Source organism: Sphingopyxis sp. JAI108 (assembly GCF_013410105.1).
In the GTDB taxonomy this organism is placed as follows: Bacteria; Pseudomonadota; Alphaproteobacteria; order Sphingomonadales; family Sphingomonadaceae; genus Sphingopyxis; species Sphingopyxis chilensis.
The window spans coordinates 32228-47705 of the sequence record NZ_JACCCJ010000006.1 but is presented as its reverse complement, the minus strand read 5'-3'; the positions used below and the strand labels follow the sequence as shown (position 1 = coordinate 47705).

The following is a 15478-nucleotide window of genomic DNA, read 5'->3' as shown; positions in this document are numbered from 1 at the left end:
GCATTGCCGCCCGGCCGCCCTCGATCAGAATTTGAAGCGGACGGTGCCGCCATAGGTGCGCGGCTGGCTGGGATAGCCCGAGACGCTGCCCGCCTGCGCGACGGCGTTGAAGATCGTCGTCAGATATTGCGCGTTGGTCAGGTTGCGGCCCCACACACCGACTTCGAGCCCGTTGGTCAGCGCCAGCGTGAACGACGCGTTGAGCTGGTTCACCTCGCGCTTCAGATTCTGCGCGACGCTTTCAGGAAAGCCGTTCAGGCCGTCGACGATCTGCGTCGGGCTTTCATACTGATAATCGACATGCGCGATCGCGCGCGTGCCGCCGGCGAATTCGTGGGTATAGGTGCCGCCCATCGAAACCGACAGGTCGGGAATGCCCGCGGGCTTGCGCCCCGAAAGGTCGCCGAACGCCGAGCCGACGAAGCTGTCGTATTTGGCGTCGAGATAAGTGACCGCGAGGTTGAGGTTGAGCCCGGCGACCGGACGCACCGACCCGTCGAATTCGACGCCGAAGGTCGACTGCTTGCCGGCGTTGGCAAGCGCGAAGCCCGTGCCGGTGAAGACGTTCGACTGGAAGCCCTTGATCGACTGTTTGAACACCGCGAGGTTCAGCGCCGCGACCGACCAGTTCGCCTTGAGGCCGAATTCATAGACTTCGGATTCTTCGGGCGCCGCAAAGCGAGAGCCCGAGGCGAGGTTCGGCGTCGTCAGCCCCGCCGCTTCGATCGCCGCAAGGTCGCTGGCGAGCGGGCGGCTGTCGCGCGACAGGTTGACCGAGCTGGCCTTGAACCCCGTCGCATAGGTCGCATAGACGTTGACCGTGTCGGTTAGCTCATAGGCGGCGCGGACGCTCCACGCGAGATCGCTGTCGTTGGTCTTGCCCGATTCGACCGCGTTCGGCAGGTTCAGGAATGGCGGCAGGAACTGGAACGCCTTCAGCCCGTTGAGCGGGTTCGCCGCCGGGTTGTTGTCGTTGGCATCGGCGAAGGCGACAAACTGCTGGAAGATCGGCGCCGTCGCGGGATTCGTCGCGAAAGCGGCCACGGCGGCCGGGTCGTTCGGATTGACGCCCGCCTGTTGCAGCGCGCCGCCGAGCAGCAGCTGGTTGCGGAACGGCGCATAGGCACCGGCGTCGAGGTCGATCGCCGAGAAGGTGTCGGTGCTGACCACGTCGGTCGAGAAACGCTTCTTGTCCTTGGTATAGTTGGCGCCGGCGGTCAGCGTCAGCCGGTCGGTGACGTCGAAATCGACGGTGCCGAAGATCGAGAACGCCTCGTTCTTCAGGCGATAGGCTTCGTCGAAACCGTCGCCGGCGCGGAAGAAAGTGCCGAGATATTTCGTCGGATCGCCTTCATAGGCGCCGAGCGCACCCTCGAGCGTCCCGACGCTGAGCGCGCCGCCGCTCGCCTGCTGGATCAACGCATCGCCGTAGGGGCGGAAATCGTCGCCGAACAGCAGGCCATTCTTCTGGTCGATCTTTTCGTTGAAATAATAGCCGCCGAGCAGGAAGTTGACCGGCCCGTCGAAGTCGGAGGTCAAGCGGACTTCCTGGGTGAAGGTGTCGATGCCAAGATCCTGGCTGTTCTCACCGATCAGGTCGGCGGCGGTGAAGTCCGAATCCTGGTTCGTCAGCGCGCGCACCTGACGATAGGCGGTGATCGAGGTCAGCGCCATCGTGCCGAGGTCATAGTCGATCTGCGCCGAGCCGCCGTAATTCTCGATCTCGTTCGACGACAGGAAATTATTGTAGACGTCATAGGAGAAGGGATTTTCGCGATCGACGCTGGTGCCGCCGGCGAGCGCATCGGTGATCGCGATGGTCGGACCGGCGATGACATTGCCCGCGATGCAGCAATTTTCGTCGATCTTGTCGTAATCGCCGATCAGGCGGATGCTGAGCGCGTCGGTCGGTTCAAACAGGAGCTGGCCGCGCACGCCCCAGCGGTTGCGGTCGTTGACGTCGGTGTCGAGCGCGAGATCCTGCGCATAGCCGTCGCGACGGTTGAAATTGCCGCCGATCGAGAATGCGACGGTGTCGCTGATCGGGCCGGTGATGTCGCCCTTGACGGTGATTGCGTCGAAATTACCGTAGGTCGCCTCGATCGAGCCGCCGAATTCATATTGCGGCTTGCGCGTGACGATGCTGATGACGCCCGCCGACGCATTCTTGCCGAACAGCGTCGACTGCGGCCCGCGCAACACCTCGACGCGCTCGACATTGGGAAGGTCGCCGATCTGCGCGGCCGAACGCGAGCGATAGACGCCGTCGATGAAGACGCCGACCGACGGTTCGATACCGGCATTGTTCGCGCCGTTGCCGAAGCCGCGGATGATGAAGTTCGTATTGGCGCTCGACTGGAGCTGCGACACGCGGAGGCTGGGAACCGCCGACTGGAGGTCGATGAGGTCGCGGATCTGCGCATTTTCAAGGTCGGCGCCGGAGGTCACCGAAACGGCGACGGGCGTGTCTTGCAACGTCTGCGACCGCTTCGTCGCGGTGACGATGATCTCGTTGCCATAGTCGGTGGTATCGGCGGGCGCCGCCGTGTCCTCGGCCGGCGCGGCATCCTGGGCGAAGGCGTGGGCCGGGATAGTGGCGGCGCACAGCATAGTGCCGCCCAACAAAATGTTGCGCAAAATCATGACAGGTCCTCTCTCCAAAACCGCCGTGGCGCAGCCAAAGGCTTATCGGGAGATGCCCGGCAGTGAAGCGCCGGTCTAACGCCCCGCCGGGCCGCGTCAACGCGCGCGCGCGAGAACACAGGGCTTTTCTGTCGATTAGTGGCACAAAAGCAACAGTTTACGCTACGGAAGGCGCAACCTGACTGTCACAAAAAGGGTAGAATAATATATGAGGTGGTGGTGCCTGGGGACGGGATCGAACCGCCGACACTGCGATTTTCAGTCGCATGCTCTACCAACTGAGCTACCCAGGCGAAGCGCTTGCGGCTGGTCGGCCGCGCTGGCGAGCGGCGGCTATAGGCAGGGCTTTGCATCCTGTCCAGCACCTTTCTTGGCTATTTATTCCTCGTCGAAACGATCGTCGTCAGCGGTGCCGTCGGGTGCCTGGACGGCGGGCACGCGATAGTCCTCGCCGAACCAGTTCAACAGGTCGCGGTCGCGGCAACCGCGGCTGCAAAAGGGCTTATATTCGGGATCGCGCGGCTTGCCGCAGAGCGGGCAGCGCGGGGATTTACTGGGCATGGCCCGCTCCTTTGACAGCCGGATCCGTGACGAGGCGGACGGCGCGGCCGGTACGATTCTGCAATGTTTCGGTCCAATGCGCGTGCGCGGCGATATGGTCGATCACCCGTGCGCGCGCCGTCAACGTCAACACCCCCGTCCCGACCGCCCGTTCCGCCCGGCGCAGCAGCAATGCGGCGTCGGTCGCGACGGGATCGAGCCCGACCTGTTCGATCAGCGAAGGGCGGTCCCGGCGTCGGACGATCTGCATGAAGCCGAAGCCGTTGACCGCGGTTCGCTCGAACGGCTGCGGCAGCGCGTCGTCCACCGCGGCGTCGATCGCCTGCCGTCCCGCACGATCGGGCACGGAGGGAAAGTCGATCCCGATCGACCCGCCGACGTCGCAGCGACGGATGACGGCTGCCGCCTGCCGCGCGCCCTCCGTCGCCAGCGCCAGCGCATCGCCCTCGCCGTCGATGTCGATCAGCAGCATCGCGGGGGTCGCATCGACCCACAGCGCGCCGCGCGCAAAGGGCCAATGGCCGGTGCGGACATGGTCGATCAGTTCGGACCAGCCCGCCTGTTCGAGACGGTCGGGACCGGCCGGATGCAGATCGATGACGGCGATGCCCGTTGCGGTGATGCGCGCGCGCAGGTCGGGACCTTCGCCGATCGCAGCGTCAACCTCCGCCATTCGCGCGCGCGCGGGTTTGTCGCGGCCGCGTTCGCGCAGCGCCATGCGGGTGATTTCGACGATCAGCCGCGCCCCGGTCGAGGTCGACGGCGGCAGGTCGGCGAGCGTCGCCTGCGGCGCGCCCGGCCAGTCGAGCGCGACGAGCGCGCCCTTGCCGCCTTTGCCCGCCTCAACCAGCTTCGCTTCGAGGATCGCGCCGACGCGCGGGCCGTCCCCGTCGCGTTCGATCCGCGCTTCGACGATTTCGCCATTCTCGACGAGCGCCGCGCGCGCTTCGCCGATCCCGGCTTCGTAGAGCCACTCAGCCAAGCGGGATTCCCGCGCTGCTCAAAAGTGCGCGCGCTTCGAAAAGCGGCAGGCCGACGACGTTCGAATGGCTGCCCGACAGGAAGCGGACGAAGGTTTCGGCGCGGCCCTGGATCGCGTATCCGCCCGCTTTGCCCATCCCTTCGCCGCATTCGACATAGGCGTCGATCTCCGCGGCGCTCAGCGCCTTGAAGGCTACGATCGTATCGACGACGCGGACGCGTGGCCGGTCACCGGTACCAACGACGCAGATGCCCGACCAGACATGATGGCGGCGGCCGGACAGCAGGCCGAGCATCCGGCGGAGGTCAGCCTCGTCGGCCGGCTTTTCGAGGATGCGGCGCCCTACGGCCACCGTCGTGTCGCCGGCGAGGACGACCTCGGCCGGGGCGCGCTCGACCGCGAGCGCCTTGGCCCGCGCGAGGCGGGCGACATAGTCGCGCGGCAGCTCGCCCTTCAGCGGCGTCTCGTCGATTTCGGGCGCGGCGATGCGCGTCGGCTCAAGACCGATCCGCGCCAGCAATTCGCGCCGACGCGGCGAGCTCGAAGCAAGCACCAGCGCGGGAATGGTCGCCGCGCCGCTCACTTGAAGCGATAGGTGATCCGACCCTTGGTCAGGTCATAGGGGGTGAGTTCGACGAGCACCTCGTCGCCCACGAGAACGCGGATGCGGTTCTTGCGCATCTTGCCGGCCGTGTGACCCAGAATCTCGTGATCATTTTCCAGTTTGACGCGAAACATCGCGTTGGGCAGCAGTTCGACCACCTGGCCGCGCATTTCCAGAAGTTCTTCTTTCGCCATCTATCCTCTATGGGCTCGAAATATCAGGATGCGGGCCCATAACCGCAATTCGCAGCAATTGGAAGCAATCTGTCACAGTCGTCATTCGACGAGGCGCAGCTTGCGCGCGGCACGCCAGCCGACGGTCTTCATCCACGCATAGCTCGGCCAGCGCGGGGGCATGACGGGGTCGAGCCCCATGCGGCGCAGCGCGGCGTTGGCAGCGTGCGCCTCGGATTCGCGATAGCTCCATTCGCTGCGCCATGTGATCGACAGCGAGATCGACGGCGCATCGCCATTGGCGACAAAATGCGGCGCCATCACGGGCATCAGCACCGCGTCGCCGGGGCCGAGCGGCACCTGCTGCGCCTCTTCCCGATACCCTTCCGCCCATGGCAGGTTGCGGTGGCCGCCGGTGTGATAGCGTTCATGCTCGCGGCGATGCGCGAAGCGCTCGTCGCCCGCAGGCCAGACGTTCATCACCTTGCGCCCCTTGAGCTGGAGCAGAATGTTGTGCTCGGGGTCGAAATGGAACGGGGTGATCGACCTCGGCGACGAGATGAAGATGAAGCCTTGCGGCGTCAGCATCGCCCCCGTGCGTGGGCTCACGACGGGTTCGAGCTCGCCGAGCAGGTCCATCAGCAGCGCGCGATAGGCATCCACATTCTCGATATTCTTGAGCACCGCCCAGCTGCCATTCGTATCGATCGTGCGGATCGTCTCGCCGATCGACAGGCCGTTCGACGGGACATCCTCCGGCCGGATGCCGATCGGCACATTGCCGGGATTATATTCTACCTCACTCGCGGGCAGGCCTTCGCCCAGTCTGGCGAGCGCTTCAAGCGACAGGAGCGGATGGTCGGGAAGATGATGCTGCAGCAATCCCGCCCGCTGCGGATAAAGCTCCGCCATCCGCTCTAGCGTTTCGGCGGGGAATACGGCACGGTCGATCGGCTGGTGCGCGGTCATGTCGGGCTTTCTAGCTCATTTGCGGGCATGGCGGCACCCTTCCAGCGCCGCCACAGGCGCTCGGCCTTGCCCAGCATCGCAAAACGCAGCCGGTCGGCGGGCGCCGACAGCGGCACATTGACCCAGACCAGCGAACGGCGTTCGCGCCAGACGCTGTCGATCATCGGGTGGCCGGGCGCGGCGCAACTGTCGACCCACGCGATCTTCGGGTCTTCGAGCAGGTCGAGGTTCGCCTGTTGCAGCAACACCCCCGGCGAGAAGCGGGCATAATCCTCGTCGAACGCGGTCTTGAACGAAAAGCCGCCGGGCGGGCAGAGGAAATTGACCAGCATCGCGAGCGGGCGGCCGCCGAGGTCGAGCGCGCGCATGTCGAGCTTGCCCGCGTCCGCCGCGCCGGTCACGATCGCGCGGAACCACGCCTCGGTATCGCCGTGGCTGGCGAGCGCCGATCCGGCGCGCCCCTTCCAGCCGCGCGCTTCGAGATCGAGGAAGGCGTCGATCCACGGACTGGGCGCGTCGCCCGCCTGCCAGCGGCGAAAGCCTACCGCGCCCTCTTCGGCGAGCCGGTTCGCCTGACGGCGCAATTCCTTGCGTTTCTTGGCGCGTACCGCGGCATCCCAATAGTCGCCGGGCGACAGCGGGCTTTCGAGAAGCGCGCGTTCTTCGCGATGCACCACCATCGCCTCGCCGCCGCGCGCCCGCGCGACCTCGACCAGCGCGCGCTGAAGCGGGCCGTCCTCGGTCAGGCGCGGCACATGCAACAGCGTCTGCGCCCAGGGCGACGCATCGCACCAACCGAGCAGGATCGACCAGAAGAGACTTTCGAAACCGGCGCGCACCAGCGGAGCCCCGTGAAAATGATTGGGGTGCGCCCAGCCGGTGACGTGTCGCATCGGCAGGCGGCCATAGTGAAGCGCGGGCGCGACCGGCATGACCCCGATTACCGGCCCGTCGCGGCCGCCCTGTACGAGCACGAGCCGCGCTTGGCGTTCGGGATCGAGCAGATGGAGCGCCGATTGCAGGCACCAGCGTTCGGCGAAAGGATTGGGTTCGCTCGCCTCATCGCCGAGCCGGTCCCATGCGGTCGCGAGGTCGTCCGAGAGCGACAGCGGATCGACGATACGCACGGCCAGCGGCGCGGCTTCATCGGCGCTCGTCGGAAAGGCGGGATGGACCGTCATCGGCGAGAGATTAGCAGCGAAGCGTTAAGATGGCGTGGCGATTCGTTCGGGGTTTTCGTCAAGCGACACCGGGTCGGGATAGCGGGTTTCGACCGCTTGCCGGCATCGATTGTTCGCTGAACTAGTACAGGATATAGACCTGCCATGGTCCCGCTTATCGCAATCCCACCTGTGCTAATCATTCTATCCAGCTTGTTGCTCGGCAGAGCATTCCAGGCGCGTTTTCCAACGCGCTGGTGGCTTCTCCGCCTAGGCCTCGCCCCCCCGATTTTTCTCAGTTTTGCGTGCTACGTCATGGCCACTCCGACGCCAATGCCTTATGATTATGACCCCGACGTACATGGAGACCCGGGGCGGATGGATTTTCTCGCCATCATGGCGTGGGGGCTTGTTCTGCCGATCATATACATCGCCGTCGCATTTCCCGTTTCGATTGCATATGCGCTTTGGAAGCGGCGAATTGAATTGCGGCCAGACTAGCCCGGCGTCCGCTTCCCAGCCCAAACCGGACGCCATAGTTCAAATCCCGAACAGCTTCGCCAGCGATTTTTCGAGCATGAAGAATTGCCAGATCAACCGGCCGTGATCACGGCGTCCCGACTGGTGCGCGGCGACGATCCGTTCGATTTCGGCCATGTCGAACCAGCCCGAACGCGCGAGCGTCGACGAGGTGGCAAGCCCCTTCGCCTGTTCGACCAGCGGGCCGCGAAACCACGCCGAAACCGGCGTCACGAACCCCATCTTGGGGCGGTAAAGGACATCATGCGGCAAATAGCGTTCCATCGCCTGCTTCATGATCGCCTTGCCCGTTCCGCGCTTGACGCGCATCGATGCGGGGAGGCTCGCGGCAAATTCGATCAAGCGGTAATCGAGCAGGGGCTCGCGCGCCTCAAGGCTGACCGCCATGCTCATCCGGTCGGTCTTGGTCAGGATATCGCCCGGAAGCCATATCTGCATATCGGCATATTGTGCGCGGTCGAGCGGCTCGCGCGCGGGGGCGTCCTTCATCGCCTTCCAGTAGCGCGCCTCGGCGACATGGTCGCCGAGCGCGCGGTGCGCGGCATCGTTGAACAGACGCGCGCGCTGCGCCTGCCCCGTTACGCCGACCGCCTCGGCATAACCCTCCGCCCCGTTTTTGGAGAGACTGGCGAGCGTCGCGCGGGCCCGCAGCGGGCGTGGCGCCCAATCCATCTGCGGCCAGACATGCGACAGCGGCCCGAGCACGCCGCGGCGCAGGACGCCGGGAATGAGGCTCCGGAGCTTTTCCTCCTGATGCTGGAACACCAGACGGCGGTATCCCGCGAAGGCCTCGTCGGCGCCGTCGCCCGAGAGGGCGACCGTCACCTCTTCGCGCGCGAGTTCGCAAACGCGGTAGGTGGGGAGCGCGCTGGCGTCGGCGAAAGGTTCGTCGAACATGTCTGCGATCCGGTCGACGAGCGCGAAATCGCCCGAAGAGACGGTGCGCGTGCGGTGGTCGGTGGCAAAGCGTTCGGCGATCTGCTGAGCGTAGGCCGTTTCGTCGAGCGCGGCCTGATCGAAGCCGATGGTGCAGGTCTTGACCGCCTTCGTGCTCGCCTCCGCCATCAGCGCGACGACCGCGCTGCTGTCGACCCCGCCCGACAGGAACGCGCCGAGCGGCACATCGGCGACCATGCGGTCGGTCACCGCGGCGCGCATCAGGTGAACCAGATGCTCGGCCGCCTCGCCTTCCGACGCGCGGATGCGTTTCGAGAAATCGGGCGCCCACCAGCGCGTTGGCGCCGGTACCCGCTTGCCGCGTTCGAGCATCAGATAATGGCCGGCGTGCAGCTTCTCCACGCCTGCGACAATGCAATTATCATCGGGGACATAGCCGAAGGCGAGGAAATCCTCGATCGCGGTCAGGTTCGCTTCCTGCCGGAGCAGCGGATTGCGGAGCAGCCCCTTCAGTTCCGATGCGAAGGCCACCGACCCGTCGGACAGGCGAACATAATGGAGCGGCTTTACCCCCAGCCGGTCGCGCGCGAGGAACAGGCAGCCGCGCTGGTGATCGTGGATCGCAAAGGCGAACATGCCGTTGAGCCGCGACAGGCAGTCGGGGCCCCATTGGCGCCACGCGGCGATGATGACCTCGGTATCGCCGCTGGTGCGGAAACGGTGGCCACGATCCTCGAGTTCGGCGCGCAGTTCGCGGAAATTGTAGATTTCGCCATTGTAGGTGAGCGTGACGGTCTCGTCGTCGCTCGCCATCGGCTGCGGGCTGCCCGCGATGTCGATGATCGAGAGGCGGAGATGGCCGAGGCCGACACCCGGCGCCGTCCACTCGCCCGATCCATCGGGGCCGCGATGCTGCATCGGCTGAAGCATCGCGCGCAGGCGGGCCGGGTCGACCGGTTTCGCCGTTTCGAGATGATAGATGCCCGCGATCCCACACATATGTGGCTGGCCTAGCGGGTTTTGAGCGCGCGGTCAGCCATCGCTTTGGCTCCACCCGACGCGGAAACGAAATCGGTGATCGCATCCAGACCGCCCTGGCGCTCCTCGCTCGATATGATCAGCGAAAGCGCGCGCGGGTCGCCGCCGAGCAGCCGCGCCTGAAGGCCGGCGAGCTTGGCGCGGCGTGGATTGCCTGTCACCGTGCCGCCGACGACGTACCAGGTGGCGGCGTCGCGCAGCACCGGGCCGGGATGGAGCAGCCGCTCGGTCCTTGCCCCGTCGACCGCTGGCAAGGCGGCGCTCCACGCCCATTTGCTTTCAAGGTCGACCGCCCCCTGTCCGAAGGCGACGACTTCGCGCCCTTCGGCCTGGCGTTCGTAACCGCCGATCGCCACGGTCACCACCTGCCCCTTCTCGTTCGCGAACTGGCGGCGCAGCCGCTGGTCGGCGCCGTCGAAGCGCGGTGCCCAGGCAATGCCGCCCGCGCGCGTATCGCGCCAGCCCGGCGGCGCTTCGATGGCCATGGTCGCGGGGAGCGGCGCGCTGCGCCCGCCGATGAACAGCCCCCATGCGGCAAAGAGCAGCGGAACCGCAAGCGTCGCCGGCAGCACCATTTTCGCCGCGCCCGTAAAGCGCGGCACGCCGCCGAGCCGGCGCACATCGACCGCGGTATCGTTCGCGGGCCGGTCGAACCAGCGGAGTGCGACGAGCATGACGAGCAGGATGACGAGGCCGAAGAATATCCAGCCGTAGAAAATATGGTCGATCCCGCCCGCGGCTTCGATGCCCCAGATTTCGGCGGCGACCATCGTGCCGTAGGCGCGCAACGCGTTGGCGAGGATCGTCGTGGCGAGCGCCGCCGCGACAAAGACGAACCGCCGCGTCCAGCTCTTGAAACAGAGATGCGCCGCGAACACCGAATAAGCGAGCATCGCGATCAGGAAATTGACCCCCGAACATTCTTCGGCGACCTCGAAAAATCCCGCTTTCGTGGTGACGAACACGCCCTGCATCTCGGCCGCGATGCCCGAGAGATGGAGCAGGACGACGCTGATATGCGCGGTGAAGGTCTGGAGCAGCGGGACCAGTTCCTCGCCGAATGGCACGAGCAACAGCGCGTATCCGAGCGGGAAAAGCAGCCCGCGCACCAGCTTTTCGCCAAGCGTCGCGCCGACCGCGCCCTGCAGCATCAGCACAAGCCCGAGTTGCCGGAACAGGCCGACGCCCGCCGCCTCGCCGACGAGCCATGTCAGCCCCGCCCCCCCCATCCACAAGAGCGCGGGCCACCAGAATACCGGCGTCAACGGGCGCAGCAGCGCCACGCGCTGCGCCACGAGCCAACCGATCATCGGCACCATCAGCAGGCAATGGGTAAAGGTCGAACTGTGCCACCAGATGCCCGCCATATCGGCGGCATCGCGCCAGAAAAGCGCAAGGATGACCGCCGAAAGCAGACCCAGCGCGGCGAGATGGCGCTGCCAGAGCGTCATCCGGGCAATCCCAGCAGCTCGCCGAGCGGCGCCATGCGCGCGTCCCAGCCGTAACGCGCGATCATTCGCGCCCGGGCGGCACGCCCCATGGCCGCTGCGGCGGCGCGGTCGTCGAAAAGCTGGCAGACGGCTTCGGCCATTGCGTCCGTTCCATCGGCGACGAGCAGATGTTCGCCCGGCACCGCGTCGATCCCCGTCGCGGCGGCGGCGCTCGCGGCGACCGGTCGCGCCATTGCCATCGCCTCGAGCAACTTGTTCTGCACCCCGCGCGCGAGGAGCAGCGGCGCAACCACCGCGTCGGCGGCGCCGAGCCAGGGGCGTACGTCGGGGACCTCGCCGGTCACCGTGACACCGGGCAACGCCGCCAGCGCATCGACCTCGGCCGTCGGCGCGCGCCCGACGATCGCGAAGCGGGCCGACGGATGACGCGTGCGGATCAGCGGCAGGATATCGGCCGCAAACCAGCGCACGGCGTCGATATTGGGGCGATAATCCATCTGCCCGGTGAAGACCGCGAGCGGCCCGTCGCCTGTACCGACCACTTCCAGCGCGGTGGCCGGATCGAACCGGTCGGTGTCGATCCCGTTTTCGACCGCGCGCACCCGATCGGCGCCCAGCCCGCTGCGGCTGCGAAACAAGGCGGCCTCGGCTTCGCTGACGAACAGGCTGGCGTCGACGCGGCGCGCGACTTCGGCTTCATAGGCGCCGAGCGTCCGGGCTTCGCGCCTATGCACCCAGTTCAGCGGCTGGCGCTTGTCCTGTTCGGCATAGGTCCCGAATTTGGCCGAATCGACATCGACAAAATCCATGAGCACCGGCCCGTCGAAACGGGCGGGCATATACTGGGCCATCTGACCCGAAAATGCTACGATATGGGTGATGCCGCCTTGACCGATCAGCGCATCGACATGGCGCTTCAGAGCGGCGTTCCGGAACAGGCGGTTCGATACGGGTTCGCCGTTCAGCACCGCCTGTGCCAGCGCCAGCGGGCGCGATTCCTTGCGCACTTCGATCGCCAAACTCTTGCAAAGCGGCGTCATCTTCGCACGGGCAAGCGCGGCGTCTGCCTCGCCGTCGGCGAGCGCCGCGACATGCACCGGGGCCAGCTTCGCCAGCGCCTCGAACATGTGCCAGCTGCGGATCCGGTCGCCGCGGTCGGGGGGCCAGGGCGCGCGGTGAACGAGGAACAATATCTCGGCCATTAGCCAAGCCCGCGCGCGATCAGCGGCCCGATCCTGTTCGCCGCCCAGAGCGGCAGCTTTTTCCAGAGATCGACTTGCAGGCGATAGCGCGCGCTGTTGGGATTGGTGTCGCGCGGCGCCTCCCCCGGCGCGAGCCAGCGGGCGTAGCGGAGCGGCTGCGGTTCGAAGCCCCAATTCTTCTTATAGGCAAAGGGGCCGGTGCCGAGTTTCGAGCGGCCGAAATCGAAGCGCGTACAGCCCTTTATGCGCGCGTGGCGCATCAGCGCGAAATACATGAGCTCGTTGGCGCGCAGCCGCCGCGCTTCGGCGGTGCCGCCGCCCCAATAAGGCATGACGGTGCCGCGCCAATAGAGGCTGAGCACGCTCGCGACCGGACGCCCCTCGTGGCGCACGGTCAGGATGTCGGCCGCGTCGCAGAAGGCGTCGAGCACGGCGTCGAAAAGCGCCTTAGGAAAAACCGGTGTGCCGAGGTTGCGGACGCTGGTGGCATAGATGCGATAATGGTCGCGGCGCTCGGCGGCGCCGTGCCCCGTCGTCACCGTCAGCCCGCTTTCGAGCGCCTTGCGAACCTCGGCGCGCTGTTTGCGCGGGATGGCGAGAAGTTCGGCATCGTCATCGGCGGCGAGGTTACGCGCAAAGCCGGCATAAACGCCTTCCTCGCAAGACCACCCCTCGCCTTCGGGCAAGGAGCCACCGCGCAGTTCGACCGATGGCACGCCGAGCGATTTCGCCATCGCCGCCGCCCCCTCGGCAAGCGTCGCGGCGACCGCGGGGCCGTCTGCGATTATGCCGCCACCGACAGCAAAGCCGCTGCTGACGAGCGCCTGCCCGAACAGCGGCGAACGAATATGGTGGAGCGGCAATATGCCGGTCAGCCCGCCGTTCGGATCGCGCCCGGTGACGAGGTGGCAGCGATGGCCGGTCGCCTTCGTAATCGCCTCGCACCATGCGCGGCTGTGGAATGGCGTCGCGTCCGGATGCGCGGCGACATAAGCGTCCCATTCGCCCGCGTCGGAGAGCGGCGCACCGGAAAACCCGTCCTTCACGGCAAGCGTCGGCGCATTCACGCCGCGGCGCGCCACGGCTGGGCGCGCTGCTGCTGCGCGGGGAGCAACGCGTCGGCGCGCGTCCATTCGAAATCCGCGAGCAGTTTCTTCAGCTTGCCAGCCATCGCCGACAAGCCGCTGTAATGGCGGATCTTCGATTTGATCGGCGCGCCCGCGACGCGCGGTTGGCCTGGGTCGATTTCCCACGGATGGAAATAGAGGATCGCCGGATGTCCCTCTTCATTCATCCGCGCGATCGCCCAGCGCGTGAAGCCATAGGGAAGCAGGCGCATGAAACCGCCGCCGCCTGCCGCCAAGGTTCGTCCCGCAAAGCGCGCGGTCGTGACGGGCCATTCGACGAGGTCGCTGCCCGCGACCGGCCGCCACGCGTGGCGCGGGCTGGCGGGCCAGCCATAATGGTCGTGGACCACCGGCGCGACGCTGCTCGAATAGGCATAGCCTTGTTCGGCGAGCACCATATGCGCCCAGGGCGTGCGCGTATCGACCGAGAAGCTCGGCGCACGATAGCCGCGCACGGCCACGCCACCGAGGTCCTCCAGGATCGCGCGCGTCTTCCTGAGATCGGCGGCGAATTCGTCAGCGGTCATGGTGAAGACGCGCTTGTGATCATAACCGTGGCTGGCGAGTTCGTGCCCCGCCGCGACGATACGCTTGATCAGCGCGGGATAGCGTTCTGCTACCCAACCGAGGGTGAAGAAGGTGCCTGTCGCGCCCGCATCGGCGAAAATCCGCAGCACCGCGTCGCAATTCGCCTCGACGCGGCATTCGAGCGTCGGCCAGTCGGCGCGGTCGATCGTGCGCTCAAAGGCGCCGACCTGGAACCAGTCCTCGACATCGACCGACAGGCCGTTCTGCATTTTCCCTCACCTTCATCAGCGGGATAGCCGATTTCGGCCGGATTGTCAGGCCGCCCAGGTCCGCGACGTCGCCGGGTTGGGAGCGTTTTCGGGATCGCGTTCGACCCATTCGATCAGCAGGTCGAGCACGCGGCGCAGCGCCGCGTCCTGTTCGACAAGCCGTTCCTCGAGCGATGCGACGTGCGCTTCGAGCGCCGCGAGATGTTCGGGGTCGATCGCCGGCGCGGCGGGCGGCGGCGCCTCGGTCGCGGCGGGCGTCGGGTCGGGCGCATCCGCTGCGGCGGCAGGCGGGGTCAGGGTGATGACCTGCGCCGGTTCGACCGGGGCCGCGAAAGGAGCCGGACCATTGTTGTCGGGTTCCGCAGCGCGTGCCGGCCATTCGGACGGCGTCTCGTTCGCAGCGGCCGGCGCGGCGAAGGGCGCGGGGGTCGGCGCGACAGCCGTCGCTGCGGCCGCGACGACGTCTTCGACCGGCAGCGGCGCCAGCGTCGAAGCGTCGATGCCGCGATCAGCCTCGATCTCGGCGACGACCGAGCGCACATTCTGCGCGGTGATGCGGTTCATCTGCTCGACCGCGCCGTACAGCAGCAGGCGGCTGACCAGCACGTTCAATTTGCGCGGCACGCCTTCGCTGTAGTCGAAGATTTCCTCGAACGCGTCGGGGCTGAAGCTGGGGTTGCCCGTCCACCCGACCTTGCCGAGGCGGTGGAGGATGTAAGGTTCGACTTCCTCGGGCTCCATCGGGTCGAGGTGGTGCGTCGCGATCACGCGCTGGCGCAGCTGTTCGAGCGTCGGCGAGTGAAAAAGCGTCTGGCGGAATTCGGGCTGGCCGAGCAGGAAGATCTGGAGCAGCGAGTGGCCGCCGAGCTGGAAGTTCGACAGCATCCGCAGCTCTTCGAGCGCCGAGATCGCAAGATTCTGCCCCTCGTCGACGATCAGCAACGTGCGTTTCCCCGCGCGTGCCTGTTCGCGCAGATATTGTTCCATCGAACGCAGGAGTTCGGCCTTGCTCTGCCCTTCCCACTCGATGCCGAACTGTTCGGCGACGAGGCGGAGGAGGTCGTCGCCCTCGACCTGCGTCGACACCAGCTTGACCGCCGTCAGGCGATTGGGGTCGATCGTGTTCATGAGGTGACCAACGAGCGTCGTCTTGCCGGCGCCGACATCGCCGGTGATCACGATGAAGCCTTCACCCTGCGCGAGGCCATAGCCGAGGTAGGACATCGCCTTGCGGTGCGTGCCGCTTTCGAAATAGAAATGCGGGTCTGGCGTCAGCTGGAACGGACGTCCGGTGAAACCGTAGAATTGATCGTACATCGCAAAAATTCCCGTTG

General features: G+C 66.3%; 13 protein-coding genes and 1 tRNA gene. All 14 read right to left on the bottom strand.

Annotated features, from left to right (window positions below):
* Nucleotides 1-24: 24 nt before the first annotated feature.
* The 14 genes from HDC29_RS18820 to HDC29_RS18755 all read right to left on the bottom strand — a co-directional run bounded on the left by HDC29_RS18820 (nt 25) and on the right by HDC29_RS18755 (nt 15461).
* Nucleotides 25-2643: a TonB-dependent receptor gene (locus HDC29_RS18820; RefSeq protein ID WP_257018403.1), complete on the bottom strand. Its 2619-nt coding sequence runs from the start codon at nt 2641-2643 to the stop codon at nt 25-27.
* A gap of 217 nt (nt 2644-2860) precedes the next feature.
* Nucleotides 2861-2936, bottom strand: a tRNA-Phe gene (locus HDC29_RS18815).
* Nucleotides 2937-3021: 85 nt separating this feature from the next.
* Entirely contained in the window at nt 3022-3204 is a 183-nt protein-coding gene (locus HDC29_RS18810) for a DNA gyrase inhibitor YacG (protein WP_179499835.1), read from the bottom strand.
* Nucleotides 3194-4186, bottom strand: coding sequence for a ribonuclease (locus tag HDC29_RS18805; RefSeq protein WP_179499834.1), 993 nt, complete (start codon nt 4184-4186; stop codon nt 3194-3196). The genes HDC29_RS18810 and HDC29_RS18805 overlap by 11 nt, the downstream gene beginning before the upstream one ends.
* A complete protein-coding gene (locus HDC29_RS18800) occupies nt 4179-4769 on the bottom strand; it encodes a Maf family protein (RefSeq protein WP_326914443.1) in 591 nt (196 codons plus the stop codon). Before HDC29_RS18800 ends, HDC29_RS18805 begins: the two co-directional genes overlap by 8 nt.
* Entirely contained in the window at nt 4766-4984 is a 219-nt protein-coding gene (gene infA / locus HDC29_RS18795) for a translation initiation factor IF-1 (RefSeq protein ID WP_010162480.1), read from the bottom strand. Before infA ends, HDC29_RS18800 begins: the two co-directional genes overlap by 4 nt.
* Nucleotides 4985-5065: 81 nt before the next feature.
* Nucleotides 5066-5932, bottom strand: coding sequence for a cupin-like domain-containing protein (locus HDC29_RS18790; RefSeq protein ID WP_179499833.1), 867 nt, complete (start codon nt 5930-5932; stop codon nt 5066-5068).
* Nucleotides 5929-7113 carry a GNAT family N-acetyltransferase gene (locus HDC29_RS18785; protein WP_179499832.1) on the bottom strand — a complete coding sequence of 395 codons (1185 nt, stop codon included), beginning with the start codon at nt 7111-7113 and terminating at the stop codon, nt 5929-5931. The genes HDC29_RS18790 and HDC29_RS18785 overlap by 4 nt, the downstream gene beginning before the upstream one ends.
* Before the next feature lie 519 nt (nt 7114-7632).
* Nucleotides 7633-9528 carry an XrtA/PEP-CTERM system amidotransferase gene (locus HDC29_RS18780; RefSeq protein WP_179499831.1) on the bottom strand — a complete coding sequence of 632 codons (1896 nt, stop codon included), beginning with the start codon at nt 9526-9528 and terminating at the stop codon, nt 7633-7635.
* 11 nt (nt 9529-9539) lie between these two features.
* On the bottom strand, nt 9540-11018 hold the full coding sequence (gene xrtA, locus HDC29_RS18775) for an exosortase A (protein WP_179499830.1): 1479 nt from the start codon (nt 11016-11018) through the stop codon (nt 9540-9542).
* Complete coding sequence (locus HDC29_RS18770; RefSeq protein ID WP_179499829.1) at nt 11015-12220, bottom strand: TIGR03087 family PEP-CTERM/XrtA system glycosyltransferase; 1206 nt, start codon at nt 12218-12220, stop codon at nt 11015-11017. Before HDC29_RS18770 ends, xrtA begins: the two co-directional genes overlap by 4 nt.
* On the bottom strand, nt 12220-13287 hold the full coding sequence (locus tag HDC29_RS18765; RefSeq protein ID WP_373562842.1) for a FemAB family XrtA/PEP-CTERM system-associated protein: 1068 nt from the start codon (nt 13285-13287) through the stop codon (nt 12220-12222). Before HDC29_RS18765 ends, HDC29_RS18770 begins: the two co-directional genes overlap by 1 nt.
* Nucleotides 13284-14144 (bottom strand): XrtA system polysaccharide deacetylase, encoded by an 861-nt coding sequence (locus HDC29_RS18760; protein WP_179499827.1) that lies wholly within the window; start codon nt 14142-14144, stop codon nt 13284-13286. The genes HDC29_RS18765 and HDC29_RS18760 overlap by 4 nt, the downstream gene beginning before the upstream one ends.
* A gap of 45 nt (nt 14145-14189) precedes the next feature.
* Entirely contained in the window at nt 14190-15461 is a 1272-nt protein-coding gene (locus HDC29_RS18755) for an XrtA/PEP-CTERM system-associated ATPase (RefSeq protein ID WP_179499826.1), read from the bottom strand.
* Nucleotides 15462-15478 lie beyond the last annotated feature (17 nt).

Coding starts and splice junctions, on each gene's coding strand:
- HDC29_RS18820 (WP_257018403.1), bottom strand. CDS start 2,643: ATGATTTTGCGCAACATTTTGTTGGGCGGCACTATGCTGTGCGCCGCC.
- HDC29_RS18810 (WP_179499835.1), bottom strand. CDS start 3,204: ATGCCCAGTAAATCCCCGCGCTGCCCGCTCTGCGGCAAGCCGCGCGAT.
- infA (WP_010162480.1), bottom strand. CDS start 4,984: ATGGCGAAAGAAGAACTTCTGGAAATGCGCGGCCAGGTGGTCGAACTG.
- HDC29_RS18790 (WP_179499833.1), bottom strand. CDS start 5,932: ATGACCGCGCACCAGCCGATCGACCGTGCCGTATTCCCCGCCGAAACG.
- HDC29_RS18785 (WP_179499832.1), bottom strand. CDS start 7,113: ATGACGGTCCATCCCGCCTTTCCGACGAGCGCCGATGAAGCCGCGCCG.
- HDC29_RS18780 (WP_179499831.1), bottom strand. CDS start 9,528: ATGTGTGGGATCGCGGGCATCTATCATCTCGAAACGGCGAAACCGGTC.
- xrtA (WP_179499830.1), bottom strand. CDS start 11,018: ATGACGCTCTGGCAGCGCCATCTCGCCGCGCTGGGTCTGCTTTCGGCG.
- HDC29_RS18770 (WP_179499829.1), bottom strand. CDS start 12,220: ATGGCCGAGATATTGTTCCTCGTTCACCGCGCGCCCTGGCCCCCCGAC.
- HDC29_RS18760 (WP_179499827.1), bottom strand. CDS start 14,144: ATGCAGAACGGCCTGTCGGTCGATGTCGAGGACTGGTTCCAGGTCGGC.
- HDC29_RS18755 (WP_179499826.1), bottom strand. CDS start 15,461: ATGTACGATCAATTCTACGGTTTCACCGGACGTCCGTTCCAGCTGACG.